This window comes from Halomonas sp. BC1, assembly GCF_002078135.1.
Taxonomy (GTDB): domain Bacteria; phylum Pseudomonadota; class Gammaproteobacteria; order Pseudomonadales; family Halomonadaceae; genus Vreelandella; species Vreelandella stevensii.
The window spans coordinates 734,657-758,311 of the sequence record NZ_LFGS01000019.1 but is presented as its reverse complement, the minus strand read 5'-3'; the positions used below and the strand labels follow the sequence as shown (position 1 = coordinate 758,311).

General features: G+C 58.3%; 28 protein-coding genes and 1 pseudogene. 17 read left to right on the top strand and 12 right to left on the bottom strand.

Annotated features, from left to right (window positions below; all coding sequences use genetic code 11):
• Window positions 1-134: 134 nt before the first annotated feature.
• From B7L72_RS17615 to B7L72_RS17595, 5 genes are all read right to left on the bottom strand, one after another.
• Window positions 135-845 (bottom strand): response regulator transcription factor, encoded by a 711-nt coding sequence (locus B7L72_RS17615; protein WP_016914377.1) that lies wholly within the window; start codon window positions 843-845, stop codon window positions 135-137.
• A gap of 121 nt (window positions 846-966) precedes the next feature.
• Window positions 967-1,359 carry a hypothetical protein gene (locus B7L72_RS17610; protein ID WP_016914379.1) on the bottom strand — a complete coding sequence of 131 codons (393 nt, stop codon included), beginning with the start codon at window positions 1,357-1,359 and terminating at the stop codon, window positions 967-969.
• A 51-nt stretch (window positions 1,360-1,410) separates the two neighbouring features.
• On the bottom strand, window positions 1,411-2,214 hold the full coding sequence (gene trpC / locus B7L72_RS17605; protein ID WP_081195740.1) for an indole-3-glycerol phosphate synthase TrpC: 804 nt from the start codon (window positions 2,212-2,214) through the stop codon (window positions 1,411-1,413).
• An 8-nt stretch (window positions 2,215-2,222) separates the two neighbouring features.
• On the bottom strand, window positions 2,223-3,242 hold the full coding sequence (gene trpD, locus B7L72_RS17600; protein WP_081195680.1) for an anthranilate phosphoribosyltransferase: 1,020 nt from the start codon (window positions 3,240-3,242) through the stop codon (window positions 2,223-2,225).
• A 36-nt stretch (window positions 3,243-3,278) separates the two neighbouring features.
• Window positions 3,279-3,866, bottom strand: coding sequence for an anthranilate synthase component II (locus B7L72_RS17595; RefSeq protein ID WP_040460858.1), 588 nt, complete (start codon window positions 3,864-3,866; stop codon window positions 3,279-3,281).
• A 1,016-nt stretch (window positions 3,867-4,882) separates the two neighbouring features.
• Here B7L72_RS17595 and B7L72_RS18400 point away from each other — a divergent pair.
• On the top strand, window positions 4,883-5,005 hold the full coding sequence (locus B7L72_RS18400; protein ID WP_016914383.1) for a hypothetical protein: 123 nt from the start codon (window positions 4,883-4,885) through the stop codon (window positions 5,003-5,005).
• An 89-nt stretch (window positions 5,006-5,094) separates the two neighbouring features.
• Here the strand turns inward: B7L72_RS18400 and B7L72_RS17590 are convergent, their stop codons facing one another.
• Complete coding sequence (locus tag B7L72_RS17590; RefSeq protein WP_016914384.1) at window positions 5,095-5,580, bottom strand: Lrp/AsnC family transcriptional regulator; 486 nt, start codon at window positions 5,578-5,580, stop codon at window positions 5,095-5,097.
• A gap of 225 nt (window positions 5,581-5,805) precedes the next feature.
• Here B7L72_RS17590 and B7L72_RS19155 point away from each other — a divergent pair, with 225 nt between their 5' ends.
• The 8 genes from B7L72_RS19155 to B7L72_RS17550 all read left to right on the top strand — a co-directional run bounded on the left by B7L72_RS19155 (window position 5,806) and on the right by B7L72_RS17550 (window position 11,863).
• Window positions 5,806-6,057 (top strand): Dabb family protein, encoded by a 252-nt coding sequence (locus tag B7L72_RS19155; RefSeq protein WP_217806093.1) that lies wholly within the window; start codon window positions 5,806-5,808, stop codon window positions 6,055-6,057.
• A gap of 135 nt (window positions 6,058-6,192) precedes the next feature.
• Window positions 6,193-6,588 (top strand): DUF2000 domain-containing protein, encoded by a 396-nt coding sequence (locus B7L72_RS17580; RefSeq protein WP_139788529.1) that lies wholly within the window; start codon window positions 6,193-6,195, stop codon window positions 6,586-6,588.
• 39 nt (window positions 6,589-6,627) lie between these two features.
• Window positions 6,628-8,028: a phenylacetate--CoA ligase family protein gene (locus tag B7L72_RS17575; protein ID WP_081195679.1), complete on the top strand. Its 1,401-nt coding sequence runs from the start codon at window positions 6,628-6,630 to the stop codon at window positions 8,026-8,028.
• Window positions 8,029-8,030: 2 nt separating this feature from the next.
• Window positions 8,031-8,996, top strand: coding sequence for a branched-chain amino acid transaminase (locus B7L72_RS17570; RefSeq protein WP_050980294.1), 966 nt, complete (start codon window positions 8,031-8,033; stop codon window positions 8,994-8,996).
• A gap of 21 nt (window positions 8,997-9,017) precedes the next feature.
• Window positions 9,018-9,656: a hypothetical protein gene (locus tag B7L72_RS17565; RefSeq protein ID WP_016914389.1), complete on the top strand. Its 639-nt coding sequence runs from the start codon at window positions 9,018-9,020 to the stop codon at window positions 9,654-9,656.
• 30 nt (window positions 9,657-9,686) lie between these two features.
• On the top strand, window positions 9,687-10,256 hold the full coding sequence (locus tag B7L72_RS17560) for a carboxymuconolactone decarboxylase family protein (protein ID WP_016914390.1): 570 nt from the start codon (window positions 9,687-9,689) through the stop codon (window positions 10,254-10,256).
• A gap of 39 nt (window positions 10,257-10,295) precedes the next feature.
• Entirely contained in the window at window positions 10,296-11,213 is a 918-nt protein-coding gene (locus B7L72_RS17555; protein ID WP_198517601.1) for an ornithine cyclodeaminase family protein, read from the top strand.
• Between the two features lie 29 nt (window positions 11,214-11,242).
• Complete coding sequence (locus B7L72_RS17550) at window positions 11,243-11,863, top strand: LysE family translocator (RefSeq protein ID WP_016914392.1); 621 nt, start codon at window positions 11,243-11,245, stop codon at window positions 11,861-11,863.
• Window positions 11,864-12,035: 172 nt separating this feature from the next.
• On the opposite strand, the gene B7L72_RS18655 is transcribed toward B7L72_RS17550, so the two are convergent.
• Window positions 12,036-12,188 (bottom strand): hypothetical protein, encoded by a 153-nt coding sequence (locus tag B7L72_RS18655; protein ID WP_156808482.1) that lies wholly within the window; start codon window positions 12,186-12,188, stop codon window positions 12,036-12,038.
• 747 nt (window positions 12,189-12,935) lie between these two features.
• Between B7L72_RS18655 and B7L72_RS17540 the strand changes: the two genes are divergently transcribed.
• Window positions 12,936-13,853 (top strand): metal ABC transporter solute-binding protein, Zn/Mn family, encoded by a 918-nt coding sequence (locus B7L72_RS17540; RefSeq protein ID WP_081195678.1) that lies wholly within the window; start codon window positions 12,936-12,938, stop codon window positions 13,851-13,853.
• Window positions 13,854-13,856: 3 nt separating this feature from the next.
• Here the strand turns inward: B7L72_RS17540 and B7L72_RS17535 are convergent, their stop codons facing one another.
• The gene (locus B7L72_RS17535) at window positions 13,857-14,534 is read right to left on the bottom strand and encodes a phosphoglycolate phosphatase (RefSeq protein WP_081137615.1); all 678 of its coding nucleotides are present in this window, start codon (window positions 14,532-14,534) and stop codon (window positions 13,857-13,859) included.
• 125 nt (window positions 14,535-14,659) lie between these two features.
• On the opposite strand from B7L72_RS17535, the gene B7L72_RS17530 reads away from it, so the two are divergent.
• Window positions 14,660-15,958: an NAD(P)/FAD-dependent oxidoreductase gene (locus B7L72_RS17530; RefSeq protein WP_081195677.1), complete on the top strand. Its 1,299-nt coding sequence runs from the start codon at window positions 14,660-14,662 to the stop codon at window positions 15,956-15,958.
• A gap of 13 nt (window positions 15,959-15,971) precedes the next feature.
• On the opposite strand, the gene rpe is transcribed toward B7L72_RS17530, so the two are convergent.
• The gene (gene rpe, locus B7L72_RS17525; protein WP_081195676.1) at window positions 15,972-16,670 is read right to left on the bottom strand and encodes a ribulose-phosphate 3-epimerase; all 699 of its coding nucleotides are present in this window, start codon (window positions 16,668-16,670) and stop codon (window positions 15,972-15,974) included.
• A 227-nt stretch (window positions 16,671-16,897) separates the two neighbouring features.
• Between rpe and cysP the strand changes: the two genes are divergently transcribed.
• The 5 genes from cysP (at window position 16,898) to B7L72_RS17500 (ending at window position 21,483) form a co-directional block, all read left to right on the top strand.
• On the top strand, window positions 16,898-17,950 hold the full coding sequence (gene cysP / locus B7L72_RS17520; RefSeq protein WP_052196450.1) for a thiosulfate ABC transporter substrate-binding protein CysP: 1,053 nt from the start codon (window positions 16,898-16,900) through the stop codon (window positions 17,948-17,950).
• Between the two features lie 9 nt (window positions 17,951-17,959).
• Complete coding sequence (gene cysT / locus B7L72_RS17515; RefSeq protein ID WP_081195675.1) at window positions 17,960-18,814, top strand: sulfate ABC transporter permease subunit CysT; 855 nt, start codon at window positions 17,960-17,962, stop codon at window positions 18,812-18,814.
• Window positions 18,814-19,641: a sulfate ABC transporter permease subunit CysW gene (cysW, locus tag B7L72_RS17510; RefSeq protein ID WP_016914400.1), complete on the top strand. Its 828-nt coding sequence runs from the start codon at window positions 18,814-18,816 to the stop codon at window positions 19,639-19,641. Before cysT ends, cysW begins: the two co-directional genes overlap by 1 nt.
• Window positions 19,638-20,732 (top strand): sulfate/molybdate ABC transporter ATP-binding protein, encoded by a 1,095-nt coding sequence (locus tag B7L72_RS17505; RefSeq protein ID WP_081195674.1) that lies wholly within the window; start codon window positions 19,638-19,640, stop codon window positions 20,730-20,732. The genes cysW and B7L72_RS17505 overlap by 4 nt, the downstream gene beginning before the upstream one ends.
• A 157-nt stretch (window positions 20,733-20,889) precedes the next feature.
• Window positions 20,890-21,483 carry a YajG family lipoprotein gene (locus B7L72_RS17500; protein WP_081195673.1) on the top strand — a complete coding sequence of 198 codons (594 nt, stop codon included), beginning with the start codon at window positions 20,890-20,892 and terminating at the stop codon, window positions 21,481-21,483.
• 11 nt (window positions 21,484-21,494) lie between these two features.
• Here the strand turns inward: B7L72_RS17500 and B7L72_RS17495 are convergent, their stop codons facing one another.
• From B7L72_RS17495 to B7L72_RS17485, 3 genes are all read right to left on the bottom strand, one after another.
• Window positions 21,495-22,127, bottom strand: a complete 633-nt coding sequence (locus B7L72_RS17495; protein WP_081195672.1) for a thiopurine S-methyltransferase — start codon at window positions 22,125-22,127, stop codon at window positions 21,495-21,497.
• Window positions 22,128-22,173: 46 nt separating this feature from the next.
• On the bottom strand, window positions 22,174-22,809 hold the full coding sequence (locus tag B7L72_RS17490; RefSeq protein WP_026001763.1) for a TIGR04211 family SH3 domain-containing protein: 636 nt from the start codon (window positions 22,807-22,809) through the stop codon (window positions 22,174-22,176).
• Window positions 22,810-22,892: 83 nt separating this feature from the next.
• On the bottom strand, window positions 22,893-23,222 hold the full coding sequence (locus tag B7L72_RS17485) for a DUF1820 family protein (protein WP_009100748.1): 330 nt from the start codon (window positions 23,220-23,222) through the stop codon (window positions 22,893-22,895).
• Window positions 23,223-23,357: 135 nt separating this feature from the next.
• Here B7L72_RS17485 and B7L72_RS17480 point away from each other — a divergent pair.
• Window positions 23,358-23,655 (top strand): annotated as a pseudogene (locus B7L72_RS17480) (hypothetical protein); the annotation flags it as partial.

Here is a 23,655-nt window from a genome sequence, read left to right as displayed (position 1 = left end):
CCCCCCCCCCTGAGCATGGTCAAGCAGTATATTGAGCAACAATCGAGGCCGGACTAGGGGCGCTCTCGCGCCCCTCGCTATCCATCCTCGCACTAGAAGTACGAGGTTTTTCGCGATGTTCGATAACCGCCCCGTCACGGGGAGGGCGCGGGGTCCAGACGGTAGCCAAAACCGCGCTGGGTCGTGATCAATGACTCCCCGGCACCATGTACGTCCAGTTTACTACGCAGCCGCCGGATATAGACATTGACGATATTGGTCAGCGGGTCTTCGTGGGCACCCCAGACACTGGCCAGGATGCGCTCTCGGCTGTACAGCTTGCCGGGCGTACTCATCAGCAGTTCGAGGATCGCCAGCTCCTTGGGTGTCAGCTCGATCCGCTGGCCGCCCCGGGTCACGCTACGCTGCTCACGATTCAGGCACAGGTCGCCCACCCGCAGCTCGTTCACTTCCTGGCTGGCCGGGTGGCCCCAGGAACGGCGCTGCAGGGCGGCAATGCGCGCCAGCAGCTCCTCGAAGGCAAACGGCTTGACCAGATAGTCGTCGGCCCCGGACTCCAGGCCCGAGACACGATCCTCAATGCTGTCCAGCGCGGTCAGCATCAGAATGGGGAACGCCACCCCCGCCGTGCGCAAGCTGCGACAGATATCGGTGCCGGTGATGTCCGGCAGCAGCCGATCCAGAATCACCACCGGCTGCCGATCGGGCTCCCGTGCACACTGCACGAGGTGCAGCAGCGCCACCTGCCCTTCACTGAAAGCCTCCACCTGGTAGCCTTCGGCCGTCAGGCCTCTGCTCAAGAAATCGCGAATCCTGGGGTCATCTTCGATGACGACTATGTGCATCCTGATTACCTCATGACGCTCAGCGCGGGGCCCGCCTGGGCGTGCACCGGCAGCTGCAGCAGCGCCTCACAGCCGCCTTCAGGGGCGGCCCTCAGGCTGAGCGTACCTCCATGTAAACGCGTCAGCAGCATGGCAACAGTTTATCGAAGGTCGCCAGCGCCGCCTGGCGCTCCTCGACCAGCGCAGCCGTCAGCTCACTGGAGGGCTGCATCCTGGCCGCCAGGCGGTCGCTGTTGACATGCAAACGTTCAAGATGGGTGTGCATCTCGTGAAGAATGAAATCGCGCTCTTGCACGTCGGCAGGCTGGCCGCCCTGTTGAGCGTTGGCCAGCCAGGTACGCAGCTGGTTCTTGCTGTCGGAAAACGCTAGAAAACCCGCGTGAAGGTCACTGGAAAGCCTGCCAAGCTCTACCTTCTGCCGAGCGCCGTCGATGGCCCACACGGCCACGCCGCCCTGAGCGAGGGTCAGCATGATCAACACCAGCAATGCCACCAGCAGGCGACGCTGAAACATCGACAGCTCTCCTGAAAACCGCTTTCCGCAGCGCTTTTTCGACCCCCAGGATCAGAAAAACAGACGCTTCAATGCAAGGCCCGGGTCCTCTTCACGCATGAAGGCTTCCCCTACCAGAAAACCGTTGACGTCGTGATCACGCATGCGCTCCACATCGTCACGGGTATGGATCCCCGATTCGGTGATCACGGTGACGCTGTGCGGAATGCGCGTCAGCAGGTCCAGTGTGGTATCCAGGCGGGTATCGAAGGTATGCAGGTTGCGGTTATTGATGCCGACCAGCTTGAGATTCAGCGCCAGAGCACGCTCGAGTTCATCGGCATCGTGCACTTCGACCAGCACGTCCATGCCCATGGCGTTGGCCTGCTGATGCAGGTCCCGAAGCTTCGCATCGTCCAGCGCCGCCACGATCAGCAGGATACAGTCTGCGCCAATGGCTCGCGCTTCCGTCACCTGATAGCCGTGGGTAATGAAGTCCTTGCGAATGACCGGCAGTTCGCAGGCATCCCGCGCGGCGATCAGATAATCTTCGTGGCCCTGAAAAAAGTCGGCATCCGTGAGCACCGACAGACAAGCGGCGCCGCCCTGGGCATAGCTGCGGGCTATGTCGGCAGGATGGAACTTCTCGCGCATGACTCCCTTGGAGGGGGACGCCTTCTTCACTTCGGCAATCACCGCAGGGTCACCCGCCTGGATGCGCTGGTTCAACGCCTCGATGAAGCCGCGCGGCGCGCTCTGCTGACCCGCCAGTGCCAACAGGTCCTGTTCGGAAACCGCCTGCTCGCGCTCGGCGACCTCCTGGTCCTTGCGAGCCAGAATGCGCGTGAGAATGGTGGGAGTAGCCTGCTCTGTCATGGCGTTGATCATCCTTTGAAAACACTGGTGAAGTGCGAAAGCTCTCTGAGCTTTTCGAGGGGCAATTTGGAGGCCTGCGCATCCTGGGCCACCATCACGCCCTCTTTCAAGCTGTCGGCTATGCCGGCACAGTAGAGCGCGGCACCGGCGTTCAGGGCCACGATATCTGCCGCGGCGCCTTCGCCACTCAGGGATGCCTTTACTAACCGCAGGCTATCTTCGGCACTGGTGGCTTTCAGCGCCGCCAGGCTCTGGCGCTCGATGCCCAGCGCTTCGGGGGCAATGGTGTAGCGGGTGATCTCACCCTCTTTCAGCTCGGCCACCTGGGTGGGGGCTGCCAGGGAAATTTCGTCCAGGCCATCATCGGAGTGGACGACCATCACGTGGCGACTGCCCAGTTTGCGCAGCACTTCGGCCATCAGCGGCACCAGTTCGGCGGAATACACGCCCAGCACCTGATTGGGCGCACCGGCCGGGTTGGTCAACGGGCCAAGAATATTGAACAGCGTGCGCACGCCCATTTCACGACGCGGCCCAATCGCATAGCGCATGGCCGGATGGTGGTTGGGGGCAAACATGAAGCCGACCCCCACCTGCTCGATACAGCGCGCCACTTGTTCCGGCTTCAAATCAAGGTAGATGCCCGCGATATCAAACAGGTCCGCACTGCCAGATGACGAGGAAACGCTGCGATTACCGTGCTTGGCCACATGGGCACCGGCTGCCGCCGCCACAAAACTGGCCGCCGTGGAGACATTGAACAGATTGGCGCCATCACCACCGGTGCCGACGATATCCACCACGTTATCAGCATGCAGCGTGACGCGCTTCATCAGGTCGCGCATCACCTGGGCGGCGGCGCTGATCTCCTCGGCGCTCTCACCCTTCATGGCCAGCCCTACCAACAGGCTGCCAATTTGTGCATCGGAAGCCTCGCCGGTCATGATCTGGCGCATCAACGCGTGCATGGCATCGAAAGAGAGGTCTTCGCGGCGCATCACCGCGTTAATTGCGTCTCGCATTTGCATGAGCAGATAAGCCCCTAAAGCGTATGAATTTGGCGATCAGCCGCGTCGCAAGAAATTGGCCAATAACGCATGGCCCTGGCGCGTGAGTATCGACTCGGGATGAAACTGCACGCCTTCGACATCCAGGGTGCGGTGACGAAACCCCATGATGAGCCCCGGCGTCACGTCACTCTCTGCGGTCCAGGCGGTGACTTCCAGGCAGTCGGGCAAGCGGTGCTGGTCGACCACCAGCGAGTGGTAGCGTGTGACTTCCAGCGGATTTTCCAGACCGTCAAACACCCCGGCCCCACCATGTACCACCGCAGATGTCTTGCCGTGCATCACCTGAGGAGCGCGCACCACCTTGCCACCGTATACCTGCCCGATGGCCTGATGACCCAGACAAACCCCCAGAATGGGCAGTCGGCCCGCGAAGTGTTCGATGGCAGCCAGCGAGACGCCCGCCTCATTCGGGGTGCATGGCCCCGGCGAAATCACCAGATGGGTAGGCGCCAGCGCTTCCATCTGCGCCAAGGTGATCTCATCGTTGCGGTAGGTCATCACCTCGGCATTCAGCTCACCCAGGTACTGGACGATGTTGAAGGTGAAGCTATCGTAATTATCGACCATTAAGACTTTATTCATGACAACCCTTTAATTTTCTGATGAATTTTGCCATGAAAGCCTGCCTGTTATACACGCCATTATACACATCGAACGTGGAGTTCAGTGGAACGTGGGCCATCGGACACCCCTGAGGGCAGGTTGAAACAGAACACATCACGCCATACTCTTGCAACGCACATAGCAAGGGGCTGAAGTGGCAAAGGGGCGACAAGTAAACTCTAGCGGGCACCGGCAACAGCACGATGCGCAATAGTGAGGGAGGTCAAGGTCATCCGGCAATCTCCTTGGGTCCTGGAGCCGCCGTGACAGAAAGCTATCTACAGAGCCTTGCCTAGCGGTACGACGGCAAGGTACGGGGCGAGGCCGCAACGATACGCCGCTTCCTATTGGAAGCGCCACCACTGCTGAGCAACATTGACCGATGCGGTACGGGCCATGGCAGATCGAAATTCATTCAATTGATTATAAGAGCTGTGCAGGCACCAAGGCTCCCAAAGCACCCTCAGGCTTTCATGATAACACAGCCCCTCGGCCCCTCGTCCACTACTTGCCCACAGAACCGCCAATCCGTATTATCGCACTCTCCTCAGGCTATGTCCCTTCTGCGGTACCCACAGGCCCTCACCGAGCGGCAAGCGGAGTGCTCCCAATGACATAACCAGCTGATTAGCACGCCTGCCCCCACCTGTGCATGTCCGTGCTTTACGAACATAATGAAGGGCTCGGTTTCACCTTTACGCTCGGTCTGAGTAGCCTTGAGGTCAACAAAGTATATATAGGACCGAAGTACTCCCTCGCCCACTGCAAATCTAACCTTGAGATAGTCAACTCAAGAAGATCCGTTGTCATGTTGCTCTATCAGAAAGCTGAGAAGGCCTAACCGGCTTAACCTCCCGGACAAAACCAATCGAAACGGTATGGATGCAGCGCCAATGCAAGGCCAATTAGACCATCCATAAAACACCAGACACCAAATGGGTCTTGATTAAGGAACCAAGGCGTAGGACGCTGATCGTTGAGCACAGACCAACTAGGTGAAAGTCGAGGTCAATGCGGTGTTTCGCGGCATCGTGCTACCCGTCGAAAGCAATCCACTGAGCGCCCAGACCAGTGATCTGTTCAGCGTCGAGTTCGAAGCGCCGACTTTAACCGCCTGAGAATCAGCTAGCCGAATGCGGCTGCTCGGCGCCACCCCTGATGGAGAGCGATTGCAAGCCACTCTTGGCTAGGCGCGACACAGGCCTCTTCAAACAGCTCGCAGACGTTTGACCGGGAATGAGACGAAAGGCTTAATTTCCTTGAGCACGAACATGCTCTGCATTTCCTTGATGCCAGGCAGCTGCCGAACACTGGACATCGCAAAATCAGCGAATGAATCCAGGTCAGAAGCCACCACCTGCAGCAGGAAATCGGCGTCACCACCGATGCTGTAGCACGCAACGACATCCTCAAGTTGCATGACTTCCTGCTCGAACTTCCTAGCCTCAGATTCACTGTGGCGGTCGATTTTGATCCGTATGAAAACCATGACCCCAAGCCCGATCTTTCGGCGATCCAAGACTGCACGGTAGCCCTGAATGTAGTTTTGATCTTCCAAATGCTTCACTCGACGCCAGCACGGAGATGCAGACATGCCGATCTGATCGGCCAGCATTTGGTTGGTGATCCTGCCATCTTGCTGCAGCGCGGTCAGAATTTTGACATCTGTCAGACTTAACGCTTGATCGGTCATATTTTTCACTCATCAGCGAATTTCTGGTAAATCCTACCATTCCTGATATGACTTGCAACAAGAATAGAAAGCACTTTTCCGACCCTATCAATTAACATTTTAATCCAGTTGCATAAGACTAAATAACTGCCATGCTGCACTGAGTGCTAAGCACTTTATTTTAAATACCAAGTTGATCGGAAAATTAGATAATCGCGTTTACTAGGCGAGACATGAGGATGAGAAATGATTTTCCATCTAGTGGCTTTTAAGCTTAATAGCTCTTTACAGTGGTGTGACAAAGAGGTCATCGAGGCAGAGGCAGCGACTCGCGAACATCCAAAACATATTAGCGAAATACGTGGTTGGCTTTGCGCCCGGAATATAAGTCCACGCGAACAAGCCATGGACTTCGTTGTAATGGGACTATTTGAAAACCAGGAAGACCTTTCTGCATATTTAATCCACCCCAATCATCAACAGGGCGTCCAAAAGTGAAAGAAAATTGCCAACTGGAAAGTGGTTGATATTGAGCTCGGCAGCGACACAACAAGGTTCTTTGGGTTATTGAACGCTCTGGTTGGCGTCAGCGGGAAACTCGTGCAGAGCTGATTTTTAAAAAAGGAGAAGCCAATGAATTTTGATGCAGCCACCCACAAGTGCGTCATCGTAGTCGACAAGGAGCTGGGGCTAGGGCATGCGGCTAATGCTGTTAGCGTCATAGGTGTCAGCATGGGACGCTCGGTAGAAAACCTGGTAGGGCCAGACATGCGAAGTCAGGATAACGTGAATTACCCCGGCGTCATCTACACCCCCTTGCCAATACTGCTCTCCAGCAAAGAAAAGCTGCGCGAAATACTTGTAAAAACACTGGAGGAGGATGAGATTCACAACATCCCGTTCAGTGCCCTGGCGCAATCCTGTAGAACCTATCAAGAGTACGAAGAGCGCATGTCAGCAGCCGATAGCTCTTCCATTGAACTGGTCGCCATTGGACTGGTCGGCTCCAAAAAAAGATCACCAAGCTAACTGGCAGTCTTCCGCTATTCAAGTAACAAGGGGGCCTCAATGTACGCCTTATTCAAGCCTGATCTTCTGAAGCTGGCTCATACTGTTTATCATCAACACGAGCTATTTGAGAATGGCAAAGTCTCCGCTGACGAGTTAAACAGCATCCAACTTGAGCGGCTTAAAAGCACGCTTCGCTATGTCAGGGAATATGCGCCTTTTTATCGTAATGCACTGTCCGCCATGTCTGATTCAGACATAGATGATCTGAACTGGGATGCATTTCGTAAATTGCCATTCACTACGAAGAGTGATTTGCGCACAGCCGGGCATGAGATGGCTGCTGCGCCGCTGACTGAAGCCTGGATCTACTATGAGACTACGGGCACCACTGGCGCAGCCACCCCATGTCCTCGCAACGAGCAGGACTCCATCTTCAACAACAGCCCGCTGATACTCCGTTATGGCGAGATTTTCCGCGCCCACGGTTCTCAGCATATTATCGGTGTAATGGGGCCTACGGAACTGCATTCGACTGGAGATACTTTCGAGGATGTGTGTCGCAGCTTGGGCCACACTGTCGTGAAAATGTGGCCGCGCTCACCCACTGTAGGGCTGGACCGGGCCGTGACGCTGATCAGGGAACTGAAGATCACCGCGCTAGTCTGCACACCAGCCATTGCCATCAGCCTAGCCAAACATCTGCTCCAAAGAGATTGCCAACCTTCCCACTTGGGCGTGAAGCTGATTTTTACCCTAGGCGAGCTCACTACGCCTGCCCTGCTGCGAAATATCGGTGAGGTTTGGGGTAGTACCATCTACAACTGCATGTATGCGTCACAGGAGTCATCAATCCTTGCAGTGAGCAACATTCAAGGAAACCTCTGCACGGTTCCCTTAAATATTGTTTATGAAGTGATAGATCCGCTGACGGGGCAAGTCTTGGAACCCGAGGACGACAGAATGACAGGCGAACTGGTCATCACCCACCTCTATCCAGGGCAGAAGCCACTGATCCGCTATCGCACTGGCGATATGGTCAGAGCCCAAGTGCTGAATACGGGCCAGTGGCACATCATTCCTATCGGCCGGGTCAGAGACACCTTGATAATCAATGGCAGCACCCACTGCGCCTACGACATCGAAGCCACACTGCTCGAGAATCTCAAAGGCTGCTTAGATTACCATATCCTAGTGGAGGCCGTTGCAGGCGCCGACCAACTGAGCGTCACGCTGGAATTAGAGAGCAGCAGCGCTACCCTGAACAACCTGCAGTTCATTGCCAGCTCCATGGCGGAAAAGCTTAATACTCGCGTTCGCATCGCGGTCGGTTCGACTGATGCCGTGACGGGTACTGCGGCAATGGTTAGCTGGAAAGCCGCCAGACTCCATGACAAGCGTCAAGGCAGTGATAACCAGGAGCGCGAAACCGCATTGAAAATTGCAACGTGGAGGGCCTGACCATGGCGGATTCGCTTGGCACCGTCTCGACTGTGCCGCGCAAACCTCACCCTTGGGTATATCTAGATGGAGAGATAGTGCCAGCTGCAGAAGCCCTAGTCCCAACAACGACCCAAGCCTTCAATTATGGCACTGCCGTTTTCGAAGGCATCCGTGCCTATGCTTCCGGCAATGGTCAACTGAATGTCTTCCGGCTGGACGACCACCTTAAGCGACTAGAGCACTCGGCCAAATTTTTGCAGTTGGAAGGCCTGCCGCCACGCCCGGAGATGAGAGCAATCATTCTCGATCTGCTGCAACGCAACCAAGCATCAACCGATAGCTACATTAGACCTTTGGCCTACAAGAAAACGTTGCTTCCTGGATTCAGCTTCGGCGTCAAGCTCGCTGGGGTCAGCACAGGTCTGGCAATCAACACCCTTGACATGGGAGCCTACATGCCAGCAAACGGCATCCATTGCGCCGTTTCAAGTTGGCGGCGTATTCCCGACTCGTCACTCCCCGCGCGGGCCAAAATCACTGGCAGCTACGCCAATTCGGCGCTAGCTATGGAATCGGCGCAGCGCATTGGGTGCGATGACGCTTTGATGCTGAATGTGCATGGCAACTTGGCCGAATCGACCTCTTCCAACGTCTTCATCGTCAAAGGTGGCCACCTCATTACTCCGCCTTTGAGTGCCCACATTCTTGAGGGCATTACACGCGATACCGTCATCAAGCTGGCCAGAGATGAACTGGGGATGGAGGTTATCGAGAGGGATGTTCCTTTTTCAGAGTTGTTCTCAGTCGAAGAATGCTTTCTGTCTGGCACCGGCGTCGAGATCGTGCCAGTAACTCAAATCGACCACTACAAGCTGCAAGAAAGTGGCGTCGGAAAAGTTAGTACCGCAATCAGAAGACTCTACTTGGAGAGCGTGAGAGGCCTGAATGCCAAATACGCTCATTGGCTGACCCCTATATTTAACTGATTCCATTGGAGACTTGTGGCTATGGACAACAGCTTACTGAACCTAGGTATTGGGGACTGGCACGACGTCATCATTCACACCCTAGGCCCCAGCGGAACCAGCAGTGAAGCCGCCGCCGGTTTCTTTGCAAAATGGCTTGAGCAACGACACCCCGAATCATGCGTTCGGATCAAACTTAACGATTCCTATGAGAATGCCTGCTCCTCCATGGAGAAGGAAACACCAGCAGTGCTGATCGTGGCTAACGCCTATCCAGAGATACATAACTTCTATATGGAGCCACGCTTGAATCTAGTCGCTACCTTTGTTTTCGACACCCCTTTGTACGGACTAGCGAGCAAGGGGCCACTGACGACCAGCAAGCCAACCATCGCAACCCACCCGGCACCGCGGCTCCTGATAGAAGAATTACTACCTCGGGGGCTTGAGATAGATTCCGTGATTCTCACACTTTCCACCAGTGCCGCCGCTGCGGCGGCGGCCAGAAGCGAAGTGGATGTTGCTCTGACCACTGAGGTGGCGGCCAAAATCCATGATTTGCATTTCATCTCCAACACCCGTCCGATCCGAATGCTCTGGTCTGTCTTTACTCACACGCACTGGAGTGCACGTCTCGCTGAAACCGACCCGTTCAGGCTGAGCGTGGAGCTTGCCCTTTAATTGAACTACCAATGCACAAACGAGGTCATGATGTCTATTTTGAAGCGACACACAATCGATTCGGCACCGGAGAAAAGCAAAGCGTTACTCCAAAACTCAATCGACAGCTTTGGCTGGATTCCCAACCAGAGTGCATATATGGCCGAATCACCAGCACTATTGGCAGCCTACCAGCAAGCACACGACCTGTTCATCGACAGCTCGTTGGACGAAGCAGAAAAGGCCGTTGTATGGATAACCTGCGGTGTCGAAAATAACTGCACCTACACGGTTCAGGCACATGCCTTCATCGCTTTGTCCAAAGGCGTTGATGCCCGTGTGGTCGAAGCTGCTGCGCACGATCCAGATAACCTTGATGACCGGCTGCGGGCCTTGTACAACTTCACACAGGAAGTTATTCATTGCGGCGGCCGCTTGAAAAGACAGGAAATTGAGGCTGTCCTGCATGCCGGTTTCAGCAAACAAAACATGTTGGACGTGATTCTGGGCGTTTCGCAGAAACACATGTCGACCATCCTGAACAGCATCGCCATCACGGAGGTCGATCATCGCTTCAAGTGGGAGGCATTTCTAGGGATCAAACAGACGGACGAGGCTTGAACTATGCTTCACGTGGATGGCCACTCAGTCAGGAAACTCTTGGACTTTCAACTAGGCCTGATTCTCAGCGAGGAAGCATTCAGGCTGCACTCCTCAAATCAGGTACAGCAGCCGCTACGCACAATCATCCGTGGAAACGACAACGATCTGATGGGTGTTATGCCAGCCTATATCAAGTCCGGCCCCTACAAAGGCTTTGGCTTGAAATCGGTGGTGGTCAGGCTTGGGGCCAAGAAGCTTGGTCCGTCTCATACGGGGAGCGTCTTGATCTATGACGAGGCCGGGACATCCCCAGTCGTTGCGGTCGATGCAGGGGCGATCACCGAAATCCGCACGGCTGCAGCTTCGGCATACGCAACAGACCTTCTTGCCGCGCCCAATGCAAGCCGCCTGGCCATTCTGGGTACAGGCCTACAGGCCCGCGCCCATCTCATGGCAATGCAGGCCGTCAGACCGGTCAAACAGCTTTCCATATGGGGGCGCACCGAAACAGCCCGGCAAGAGTTTGCCGCCTGGAGCCAGCGCTTCTGCAACTTCCCGATCTCAACCCACCCAACAGTAACCGAGGCAGTGCATGGCAGCGACATCATATGTACCACCACAGCCGCGCGCTCGCCTATTCTGAGCCGGGCCGCAGTGCCCGCACGCTGCCATATCAACGCCATTGGCTCTTCTGCTCTCGGTTTTCAAGAGTTGCACGAAGATGTGTATGAACACAGCGCCTTGTTCACGGACTGCAATCGTTCGGTACTTGCCTCAGCCGAGTGCGTGATCAAGGCTGTCCAGAAAGGCCTGTTGCCCTCGCAAAAGGTCGGCACAGAAATCGGTAACCTGCATGCCGGTCTCACACCACTGCATGAACAGCGCTTGAGCATCTTCAAGTCGGTTGGACTGGCGGTGCAGGACTTGGTTTTTTCCCGCGAGGCCATCAGACGGTGGCGCTCTACACGCTGTTGACAAAATAACCACTTCATCAGGACCGAGACATGCTCGATGTAACGCAAATATTTTCCTATTCGATGGCACTAGGGATTGCCGCTGCCATCCCCGGCCCTGGCTTGGCCGCTCTCGTCGCCCGTAGCGTCAGTGGCGGTACCTTGCCGGGTTTTTGCCTGCTGCTCGGCTTGATAGTTGGTGACCTGATCTATTTGTCTTTCGCGGTCTTTGGGCTGGCGATGGTCGTGGAACACTTCAACGCACTGTTCGAGGTGGTTCGCTGGGGGGCGGCATTGTATCTGTGCTACCTGGCCTGGCAGTTCTGGTTCACCAATCATCAAACGATAGAAGAGGGCAAGTCAGCGAAGAAACGGGAACTGTTGTCGGCGGCATTGTCTGGACTGACCATAACGCTGGGCAACCCGAAGACCATCGCTTTTTACCTGGCGATCCTTCCATTGGTCATCAACTTAGAGGCGGTCTCGTTACAAACTTGGGTAATGATGTTGGTGCCGCTAACCGTTCTGGTATTACTGAGCGTTGGCGCGCTGTTCATTGTGACGGCTGTGCGTATGCGGCACCTGCTGTCCAGCCCGCGCGCGCAGCAACATCTGTTCCGCGGGGCGGCAACGATCATGGTGGCGGCGGCAGCTTCTATGCTGCGTCGTTAAGATGGTATACATCGTGCTTGCGATGCATCGCTTTGCGAAAAGACTCCAAGCACATACCTGTTTCGAACATAGGTGCCAGTCATTGCGGATGCACGCTCGCCACCAACCTGATTGATCTCGGCACGCAGGTGCTTATTTCTAATCATTCTGAACACTGCAACACTTGATCTCTTTACAAACCATACAGGCTGCGCGCCACGGGTGCGATGGAGCACGCCTCGCCGTTTCGTGGCGGGTCACTGCCAAGGGTAATGACCGTGGTCGCCACATAGACCTCAATCAACGCCGATACCATGCTGCCGTCGTATTGGATGGCTGACGCCACGCAGGCCGCCATGATTGATACCGACGAGTCGCGCAATATACACCGGACTATAAGCAAATTTCCTGCCCCCCTGCGCAAGGTAGCAGCGGTGCTGCTGAGCATCCGGGACAGGCGCTTAACCTGGCAGCGTTCAGAGGGGAGGAGTTGCTACACCAGCGCGGTGTCGCGTTCCAGTGTCGCAAAGCACAGCAACGCGAACTGCCGACGGGAGAGCAATATGCGCTGCCAGATGGGTTCAGCAGACTCCGGCGGCAGCGAGAGATCACCAGCACAGGCACTGACGGTTCCGACTGCGCCATTGTTCCACTTACTCCGTGACACTCATAAAGCTATTCTGCTCAGGGTGATAACCCAACCCAAGGCCTCCTTGCAGAGGCAATCAGCGACTAATGCAGTAACGCCTTGGTTCGTTTTTACACAAGAGGGCGTTCTTCAGTTTCGGACTTGAACACAATGGCCATTGGCGTCAAGCGTAGGGATAAAGAAGCACTGGTCACTATGCAGTGTCAGAGGTGTTTGAAACGCCTGGGACCTGTCAACAACACGTTCGCAAAGGCCAGGAGCAGAGCGCCAAATTCGCGTTATCGTTTTTTATACAGCAAAGAGGTTAAATCAGAGTGAGGTAATCATTCGACGAATAGGCGGGGCAGCGTTCATCGACTACCCTGCATAGGAAGTGGCCGACACTGGCAACACTGCCCAACACTCTTTATGATCTGCTGTTTTTTTACGGGTTAGGAGCGTGACATGGATAGGCGATTCCCAAGGACGATCACGCTGTTGCTCTTGGCACTGCTTGCTGCCCCTCCCGCCTTCGCGACCGCCACCATCAACGTGATTGCATCGTTCTCGATCATCGAGGACCTGGTGAAACGCGTGGCAGGCAGTGACGTGCGCATTGTGACCATCGTACCACCCGGTGAGGATGTTCACCGCTGGGAACTGACGCCCCCCAACGTGCTGGCCCTGGAAGAGGCCGATATCGTGTTTTACAACGGCTATGGCCTGGAGCCCTGGCTGCGCCATGTACAGGCCATGGCGGATGACACACTGACACTGACTGCTCTGGCGGAAAACGCGGCCATGTCGCCGCTGACCATTCCCATGGGCCAGTACAAGGGCAACCCCGACCCGCATATGTGGATGGACCCCAAGGGCGCTGCCGCCTACCTCGATGTGATTGCCGAGACGCTGAGCGAACGCTACCCGAGCAAGGCCGACGCCTTCCAGCAACGCGCCGTTGAAGCCAGGGAAGCCCTGCTGGCGCTGGACCAGCAGGTGCGAGAGCGGCTGCAGGGCATCCCGCAGACCAACCACACCCTCATCACCAGCGAAGCCTCGATGGGCTACTTTGCCCGCGCCTACGAGTTCGAGTACAGCGCCATCTGGGGCCTCAATAGCGAAACCCAGGGCAGCGCATCGGCCATGGAGGCGATGAGCATACAGCTCGCCGAGCAGCGTCCGCCTGCGCTCTTTTATGAAAGCACGGTGCCCGACATTCACATGGACGCCTTGGCGAGAGAGTCAGGCCTGGCCCTGGCAGGCCCGCTCTACATCGATACGCTCAGCGAGGCCGATGGCCCTGCCTACAATTACCCTGCCTTGCTGCTGCACAACGCCGAGCTGCTGCATGAGGCGCTGGGGGGCGCCCGCGCCGATCACTGACACCTAAGCGTCAGAGCCGATCAGCTCAGCCAAGGACTCGATCAGCACATCCGGCTGGCTCTGTTCGATGGGGTCGCCGTGATTGTAGCCGTAAGGCAGCGCCACCGTGGCAAAACCCGCTGCCTTGCCCGCCTCGATATCGTGGCGTGAGTCTCCAACCATCACGCAGGCACTCGGCGCAACGTCCAACAAACGTGCGATATGTAGCAGCGGTGCGGGGCTGGGCTTTTTCTCTGGCAGCGAGTCGCCACCCACGCAGTGGGCAAACAGCGCCAGCAGTTCGAAATGCTCCAGAATGGGCGCAATGAAGCGCTCGGGCTTGTTGGTAATGAGCGCCAGCGTGAAGCCTGCGTCATGCAACTGCTGCAGCGCTTGCGCCACGTGCGGGTACAGCACGGTGCGTGCGTTGGGCGCCGCCGCATAATGGCGCATGAACGCCGCCAGCGCAGCCTCGACAAGCCCCGGCTCCGGCGCTGACGAAGTCGCCCAACTGAGTGCACGCTCCACCAACACCTGTGCACCGTTGCCTACCCAGTGGCGCACCTGCTGCTCACCCGGCAGCGGCAGCGCCATCTCCCGCATGGATTGCTGTACGGCCACGGCCAGATCAGGCACGGAATCAATCAAGGTGCCATCGAGGTCGAAGGCGATCAGTTGCTTCTGCTGCAGAATGGTATGCACACGGGCTCCTTGGTCATGGCACTGGACGCGATAATCTCGATCAATTTTATCATCTTATCGGCCTGCGATTACCCATATCGCGTGGAAGCTTCTATGCTGAGGCTATATTAGCCAAGGAGAGAGTAATGGCCACTCCCCGAATTGTGATTGTGGGCGGCGGCGCCGGAGGCCTGACCCTCGCCACCAAGCTGGGGCACACGCTGGGCAAGAAAAAACGCGCCGAGATCGTACTGCTGGACCGTAACGCGACCCATGTCTGGAAACCGCTGCTCCATGAGCTGGCTACCGGCGTGTTGAACTCGAGCATGGACGAAGTGGACTATCGTGGTCACTCCACCGCCCATCACTACCGCTACCAGCGGGGCTCATTGAGCGGGCTGGATCGTCAACAGAAGGTGATTCACCTGGCGGCCATCGTCGATGAAGAGGGCGAAGAAGTGCTGCCCGCTCGGCAGATCACCTATGACTACCTGGTACTGGCACTGGGCAGCGTTTCCAACGACTTTGGCACTCAGGGCGTGGCCGAGCATTGCCACTTCATCGATTCGCCCCAGCAGGCCAAGGCGTTCCAACGGGACATGATCAACACCTTCCTGCGTTACACCGACCCATCGCTGCGCCAACATACTCAGCTCACCATCGGTATCGTCGGCGGTGGCGCCACAGGGGTCGAGCTGTCGGCGGAGCTGCTGGATGCCTCACGTCTGTTGAACGCCTACGGGGTGACGGCGGTGGACCACCAATCCATCAGCGTACACTTGATCGAGGCCGCGCCGCGCCTGCTGCCGGGCTTGTCCGAACGCATCAGCGGCACCGTACAGCAGGAGCTGGAAAGCCTGGGCGTCACCGTGCACGTCAACACGGCCATTCAGGAAGCGAAGGAGTATCATCTGGTCACCAATGATGGCGAAGTCATCGATACCGACCTGAACGTCTGGGCCGCGGGCATCAAGGCGCCCGAGTTCCTCAGCGAGCTGGGGCTCACCACCAACAAGCGCCATCAGGTCGCCGTGCACCAAACCCTGCAAAGCGTCGATGACCCTGCCATTTTTGCCCTGGGCGACTGCGCCAGCTGCCCACAAGGCGAGGATGCCACCGTGCCGCCCCGCGCCCAGGCCGCCCATCAGCAGGCCAAGGTACTGGCGAAGAACCTGATCAATTGCCTGGAACAGAAACCCCTGGCCGCGTTTCACTACCGTGACCACGGCTCACTGGTATCGCTGGCACGCTACGATGCGGTGGGCAACCTGATGCGCAGCTCCGCTTCTCGCGGGCTGTTTCTGGAGGGCTGGCTGGCGCGCCAGGCGTATGCTTCCTTGTATCGTATGCATCAGCTGTCGATACATGGCGCGCCAAAGACGGGTCTTGCCTGGCTGGTAGATAAACTGAACCGCTACCTCAAGCCACGCATGAAGTTACATTGAGCGCCTGCCTCGATCAGCGGACGCTGGCCAACGCAGCTCGCATCTGCTGAATGACGCTATCGTATCCGTGGGGGTCGCTGGCTTGGTGCGCATTGAAAATGGCCGAGCCAGCCACGAACGTATCGGCACCGGCAGCGGCAATCTCGGCGATGTTATCCACCTTGACGCCCCCATCGATCTCCAGGCGGATCGGCAAGCCCGAAGCATCGACCCGCGCCCGCGCCTCGCGCAGCTTGTCGAGGGTCGTCGGGATGAACGACTGCCCACCAAAGCCCGGGTTGACGCTCATCAGCAGCACCATATCCACTTTGTCCATCACGTAATCGAGATAGGAAAGCGGCGTTGCCGGGTTGAAAACCAGCCCGGCCTTGCAGCCGCCATCGCGGATCAGCTGCAAAGAGCGATCGATATGCTCGGAGGCTTCGGGGTGAAAGGTGATGTAGCTCGCGCCCGCGTCGATGAAATCACTGATCATGCGATCCACTGGCTTGACCATCAGGTGCACATCGATGGGCGCGGTCACGCCATGCTGGCGCAGCGCCTTGCAGACCATTGGGCCAATGGTCAGGTTGGGCACGTAGTGGTTGTCCATGACATCGAAGTGCACCACGTCTGCACCGGCGGCCAGAACGTTGTCTACCTCTTCCCCCAAACGGGCGAAGTTGGCCGACAAAATGGAAGGGGCAATCAAGAAATCCTGGGCAGTGCTCATCATGGGGTCCTTAGCGCGGATTAACGGTATCGCGCTATCTTATCAGAGCGCTGCGCCCAGCCCCACGCAAGGATGAAGCCCTTGAGCGGCATGAAAGGCATGTATCATTGCCTAACCTTCCTCATATATTCACAAATAGAATATAAAACACAATTGTAATTCCACAATGACAGGTTTAACCTTAGCACCATCACGACTATGTCGCCCCCTGCCATCAGGAGCCTGCCATGACACGCCATACTTTACTCCGCACCAGCCTGCTTCGTAATGGACTGCGCCGCAGCCTGCTGGCCGCTGCCGTCGGCACCGCCGTTGCCGGCATGACGCTCTCCACCAGCGCCGTGGCCCAGGAGCGTGAGCTGCTCAACTCTTCCTACGATATCGCCCGTGAGCTTTTTTCGGCCATCAACCCTGAGTTCCAGGCCTGGTGGCAGGAAGAGCACGGCGAAGAGATCGGCATCAGCCAGTCTCACGGCGGCTCCTCGGCTCAGGCACGGGCCATTCTGCAAGGCCTGCGCGCCGATGTAGTGACCTATAACCAGGTCACCGACGTTCAAGCGCTGGCGGATGCAGGCCTGGTCGCGGAAGATTGGCAGCAGGCGTTCGACAATAATGCGTCACCCTACTACTCCACCACCGCGTTCCTGGTGCGCAAGGGCAACCCCAAGGGCATCGAGAGCTGGGACGACCTGGTACAGGAAGACGTCCGCATGGTCTTCCCGAACCCGAAAACCTCCGGCAATGGCCGCTACACCTATTTGGCCGCCTGGGGCTTCGCCGATCAGGCTTTCGACGGTGACGACGAGCAGATTCAGGACTTCATGCGCACCTTCCTGCGCAACGTCGCGGTATTTGACACCGGCGGTCGTGGTGCCACTACCAGCTTCATCGAACGCGGCATTGGCGATGTGCTGATCAGCTTCGAGTCCGAAGTCAACAATATCCGTACCGAATACGGCAGCGACGATTATGAAGTAATCGTGCCGCCGGTCAGCATCCTGGCCGAATTCCCGGTCGCCGTGGTCGGCCCCAACGCCGAGCGCAACGGCAACAGCGATCTGGCCCAGAGCTACCTCGAGTACCTCTACAGCGAAGAGGCTCAGCGCCTGCTGGCAGGCTTCAACTACCGAGTGCATAACGAGACCGTCGTGGCCGAGTTTGCCGACCAGTTCCCCGAGACCGAGCTGCTGCAGGTCGAAGACGTGTTTGGTAGCTGGGAAGAAGCCATGGAAGCGCATTTCGAAGGTGGCGCACTGCTCGATCAACTGCAACGTCGTTAACGGAGCCCCATGAGCCAACTTGCATTCTGGCGATCCGGCAGCACACGCGTGCTGCCGGGTTTTGGCCTTTCCATGGGTATCAGCGTGCTGTTTATCTCGCTGGTACTGCTGCTGCCCATCACCGGGCTGTTTGGCCAACTGGCGGGGCTCAGCCTCAGCCAGTACTGGGCCATCATCACCGATGACCGCGTGGTGGCCAGCTACACCGTGACCATTGGCGCTGCCGCCGTGGCCGCGCTGGTCAACGCCGTTTTCGGGCTGCTGCTGGCCTGGGTGCTGGTGCGCTACGAGTTCCCCGGCAAGCGCCTGCTGGATGCGCTGATGGACCTGCCCTTCGCCCTTCCCACGGCGGTGGCGGGCATTACCCTGGCCACCCTGTATGCCGGCAATGGCTGGATGGGCCGCCTGCTCGAACCACTGGGCTTTCAGGTCGCCTATACCTGGGTCGGCATTGCCCTGGCCATGGCTTTCACCAGTATTCCTTTCGTGGTGCGCACCGTGCAGCCAGTACTCGAAGACCTGCCCGCCGAGATCGATGAAGCCGCCATGTCGCTGGGTGCTACCGACAGCGTGGCATTTCGCCGGGTGATCATGCCCCACCTGTGGCCAGCGCTGGTCACCGGTACGGGGCTGGCGTTCGTGCGCTCGTTAGGCGAGTTCGGGGCGATCATCTTCATCGCGGGCAACATGCCCTACGAAACGGAGATCACGGCATTGATGATCTTCGTTCGGCTTCAGGAGTACGACTACGCAGGCGCTTCGGCCATCGCCTCAGTGGTGCTGTTCGTGTCGCTGGCACTGCTGCTGGTCATCAACATCTGGCAGGGGCGCTTCGTGCGCCGCTTGCATGGAGGAAAAGGCTAATGCATCGCGTAGGGGATGCGCCGCTGGTGCGGCGCGTACTGATCGTCAGCGCCCTGCTGCTGTCGGCGCTGTTTCTGCTGCTGCCGCTGGTCGCCATTTTTGCTCAGGCCTTTTCTCAGGGCGTGGCGGTGTTCTGGGCCAACGTGACCAATACCTTCACCCTGCACGCCATCGGCCTGACGCTGGTCATCGCGCTGATGACCATTCCGGTCTGCCTGGTCTTTGGCGTCGCGCTGGCCTGGCTGGTGACCCGCTTCAGCTTCCCCGGCCGCCGCATTCTGCAAACCCTGATCGACATACCCTTTGCCGTTTCGCCCGTCGTGGCCGGTTTGATCTACCTGCTGCTCTACGGCCGCAATGGCTGGATCGGCAGCTGGCTGGACACCCATGACATCCAGCTCATGTTTGCCTGGCCCGGCATTCTGATGGTCACCATCTTCGTCACCTGCCCCTTCGTCGCTCGGGAGCTGATTCCGTTGATGCAGGCCCAGGGCTCCCGCGAAGAGGAAGCCGCCGTGACCCTGGGCGCCTCAGGCTGGACCACGTTCTGGCGCGTGACACTACCCAACATCCGTTGGGCACTGCTGTACGGCATCATCCTCACCAATGCTCGCGCGGTAGGTGAATTCGGCGCGGTCTCCGTGGTCTCAGGGGCTATTCGCGGGCAGACCAATACGCTGCCCTTGCACCTCGAACAGCTCTATCAGGATTACAACGCCGTGGGGGCATTTGCCAGCGCGGCCTTGCTGGCGCTGATTGCCCTGTTAACCCTTGCGGCCAAGGCAGGCCTGGAATGGCGCGCATCGCGCCGGGAGGCACTCGTATGAGTATTCGCTTAGAGAATATTGCCAAACATTTTGCCAATACCCAGGCCCTCGAACCCACCAACCTGGACATTCATGAGGGCGAGCTGGTCGGCTTGCTGGGCCCCTCCGGGTCGGGCAAGACGACCCTGCTGCGTATCATTGCGGGGCTGGAGAGCGCTGACCGCAGGCCAACGCCCGGTAAAATTCTGTTTGGCGATCGTGATGTTACCCAAGTGCACGTGCGTGACCGACGCATCGGTTTTGTGTTTCAGCACTATGCGCTGTTTCGCCACATGAGCGTCTACGACAACGTGGCGTTTGGCCTGACCGTGATGCCGCGCAAGCGCCGCCCCTCCAGCGGCGAGATTCGTGCACGAGTATTTCGGCTGCTGGAAATGGTTCAGCTCCAGCATTTGGCCAACCGCCTGCCTGCGCAGCTCTCGGGCGGCCAGCAGCAGCGTGTGTCGCTGGCCAGGGCACTGGCCGTAGAGCCCGACGTGCTGCTGCTGGACGAGCCCTTCGGCGCGCTGGACGCCAAGGTACGTCAGGACCTTCGCCGCTGGCTGCGTCGCCTTCATGATGAGCTGAACTTCACCAGCGTATTCGTGACCCACGACCAGGAAGAGGCGCTGGAGCTTTCGGATCGCGTCGTGGTGATGAGCAACGGCCGTATCGAACAGATCGACACGCCGGAAACCCTCTACCGCTCGCCGAAGAACCGCTTTGTGTTCGAATTCCTCGGTGACGTGAACCACCTGGAGGGCAGCGTGCAGCAAGGTGTGCTGACCTGCGGAGATGCGCGCCTGCAGGTAGACCTGCCAGACGGTGACGAAGAGCTGCTGTTGCGCCCCCACGAAGTGCGCCTGGCTGAAGCACCCAGCCCGGAAAGCCACCTGCCTGTCACGGTCACCGCGCTTTCCCCTGTGGGGGCCGAAGTAAGGGTCGAGCTGGAGGCGGACTGGCTTGCCAAGCCCTGGCTGGCCACCGTGCGTCATGCCGACTTCGAACGGCTGAACCTGCAGCGCGGCCAGCGGCTGTTTGCGCATCCGCGCCAGTGGCATCGTTTCAAGGAAGACACCGCGCCCCAGCCGCAGCCTAGCCGGGCCACGTAAGCCGCTAGCCTCGCCTGTCGCAGCAGGGCTATACTGTACCGACCCTGGACAGCAATGCCTTGTTACAACAGGCTTTTACTTTCCAGGCAAGTGACTACCCAATCAGGTTACTATCCAGGCAAGTTACGCCCCAAACAAGTAGAGTGTGGAGAGTTGTATGCGTCGGCGTCATTTTTTACGTATTTCCGGTGCGCTGTTGGCCACCGCCCTGCTGGCCGGCTGCGCCAGCCCCCAGTTCCTGCAGCTGAACCCTTCCCGCACGGCCAGCGTGCCGCAGGTAGGCTCTGGGCAGCAGGTGACCGTGGTGGCCGTGGACGCCCGGCCCAGTGAAGTCATTGGCACCCGGGCAGGCGGCAGCATGTCGACGGCGCAAATCACCGTCAACCGACATGAATTGATTCCGAAACTTCAGGCCGAAGCTGAGCGTGCGGTGCGCGACATGGGCTTCAACCCCACCCGGGAAACCGCCCAGGGCCGCCCCACTCTGACGCTGGAGCTCGCCAGCCTGGCCTACCTGCGGGGCGATAGCGGCCAGCCGCTCATCGACGAGGCCCGTATCGAGGGTGTCTTCCGAGCCATCGCGCAGCATCAGGGCACGACCTATACCGGCACCTATACCTCACGCCGTACGCAGGGCTACGCCATCAAACCTGGTGAAGACAGCAATACCCGCATGCTGAACGACCTGTTGAGCGATGGTTTGAACCGCGCCTTCAGCGACCCGGAACTGGGCCGCCTGCTGGCGCGCTGATCTGGGTCAATTCACACGCGAGGGCCGCGCCGCTCCAATGCCCAAAGGCTCTCGCGACGGCCACGCTCATCGGCGGGCTCTGTAGAGAGCCGATCAACGCGAAAATTGGGCGCCAGCAGGCGTTCTATTTCGTGATCGGGCACGTTGAAGGGCGGCCCTGCTTCGCCTTCCTGATGGGTCAGCGCGACGAGCAATCCCTTGGCACCAGGCGGTATCAGCTGTGCCAGGTGGAACGCATAGCGCTCCCGAGTGGCGGGTGGCAGGGCAATCAACGCTGCCCGGTCATAGAAGGCCCCGACTTCGGCAGCCTGTTTGATATGCAGATGAAAGAAGTCCCCGCACCAAAGCTCGACACTCCCCTGACGAAACACCTCGAAACCTGACTGGCGGTAGCGTGAAACGCCCTCTTCCCGCTGGGCCAGAAACTGCTCAATGGCTTCCGGGGCCAGCTCGACGCCCAGCACCGGATGCCCCTGCTCGGCCAGCCAGCGCATGTCCAGGCTCTTGCCGCACAGCGGCACCAGCACTTTGGCACCCTCCTCCACCCCCAGCTCGGGCCAGTGCTGTGGCAGCGCGGTATGTGTTGCCGCCAGATGAAAGCCAGTGCGCCCTTCCTGCCAGCGCAACCGCCAGGGGTTGTCCATGGTACTTACCTCGTCGGGCCGTGATGGAGGATGACCAGCACGCTGTTTAGAACCAGCGGTCACGTTTTTTGCGGCGACGCGGCAGATGCGGCACGATCAGCCCCACCAGCAGGCCCGCACCGGCCACCCCCCCGCCGTACATGAAGTAGCGCATCAACAAATCCTCTTCCTGGGTATCCAGACGTGCCTGCAGCGCACGCACCTGACGGCGGGCCTGCTCGGACTCGGCGTCTAGCTCGTGATTACGCGCTTCCAGCTCGGCAATACGCTGCTCACGGACCTCCAGAGTTTCGGTCATCGAAGAGACCCGCTGCTCCCAGGTATCGTTGATGCCGTCGAGCTCCTGGGTCAGCTCTTCCACCTGCGCCTGAAGCTCAGGCAACTGCTGACGAGCACTGGGCGTTTGCTGCAATTCGCTGCTCAACACCCACACGGTATCGCCGCTGTTGCTGCGCACTCGGGTGTAGTTCCCGCTGGTTTCCAGTACGTCTACCTGCTCACCCGCATTCAGCGTTCCCACAATGCGATAGCCATCTGTGGGGCCACTACGCACATAGGTGCTTAGCTCATCACTGACCCAGGCTTGGCTATCGGATTGAGCAAACGCTAACTGGCCACTGGCACTCAACAGCACGCCCATGGCGGCGGCGTAACAATTCCTGCGAAATTTCTCTACTTGCATGACGTCATGTCCTGATCATAAAAAACGCGGCTGACCGACGAAGCCAGCCTGCGTAGCGCTATAGCGTTGCGCGTGTTGGGCGCTTACCCTTCCCCACGGGGCGGTAGCGGGAAGGGGCGAGGAAACTCCGCGACGCGAGCATCACTTTTCACCGCCTTCAAGGGGCCTTCACGCTCTACTTCGTCAATGCGCACAATGGCATTGAGCGGCAGGTAGCTGCGCTTGACACCTTCGAAGGTACGCTGCAGTTTCTCCGCTCCCGGATCCACCACCACTCGCGACGCATCGTCAAAGACAAACTCCTCGACTTCAATAAAGCCCCAGAGTTCGCTCTGAAAGATCTCTCTTACGTATAAATCCCAAATTTCACCCTGCTGGTGAACCACCACACGGTAGATCGGCTTGGCCGCCATCTTGGCCTGTTCCTCTTGACGCTTGAACGTATCCAACAACGGGGTAGCCTACCACACTCATCGGGCAGCCCCTTAGCAGACATCATCAATGCCCACTAATTCCCACCCGCCCTTCATTTGCTGGCTCGGACTGGGGCCTACAACAACCCGGACTATCTGCTGCAAAAGGTGACCCGGGCCACTCGGGGCGATGAGATCATCATGCACTTCGAAGGCCAGCCCATCTCCTCCCAGGAGAGCGTGGCGGGAGTGGCCAGCGAGCTCCCCCTCGCCCCAGTGTCATTGGTCGTCGCCCCGCACCTGGAACGCATTTATGCGGAAATGGGCCGACGCTGCATCGGCCGCGAAGGCGACCCGCACCGCTGGGTCAATCCTGAGTTTCACGGCAAGCGCTTCGGTGAGGCGTCACTGCCCTTCGAGCAGTCTCTCACGG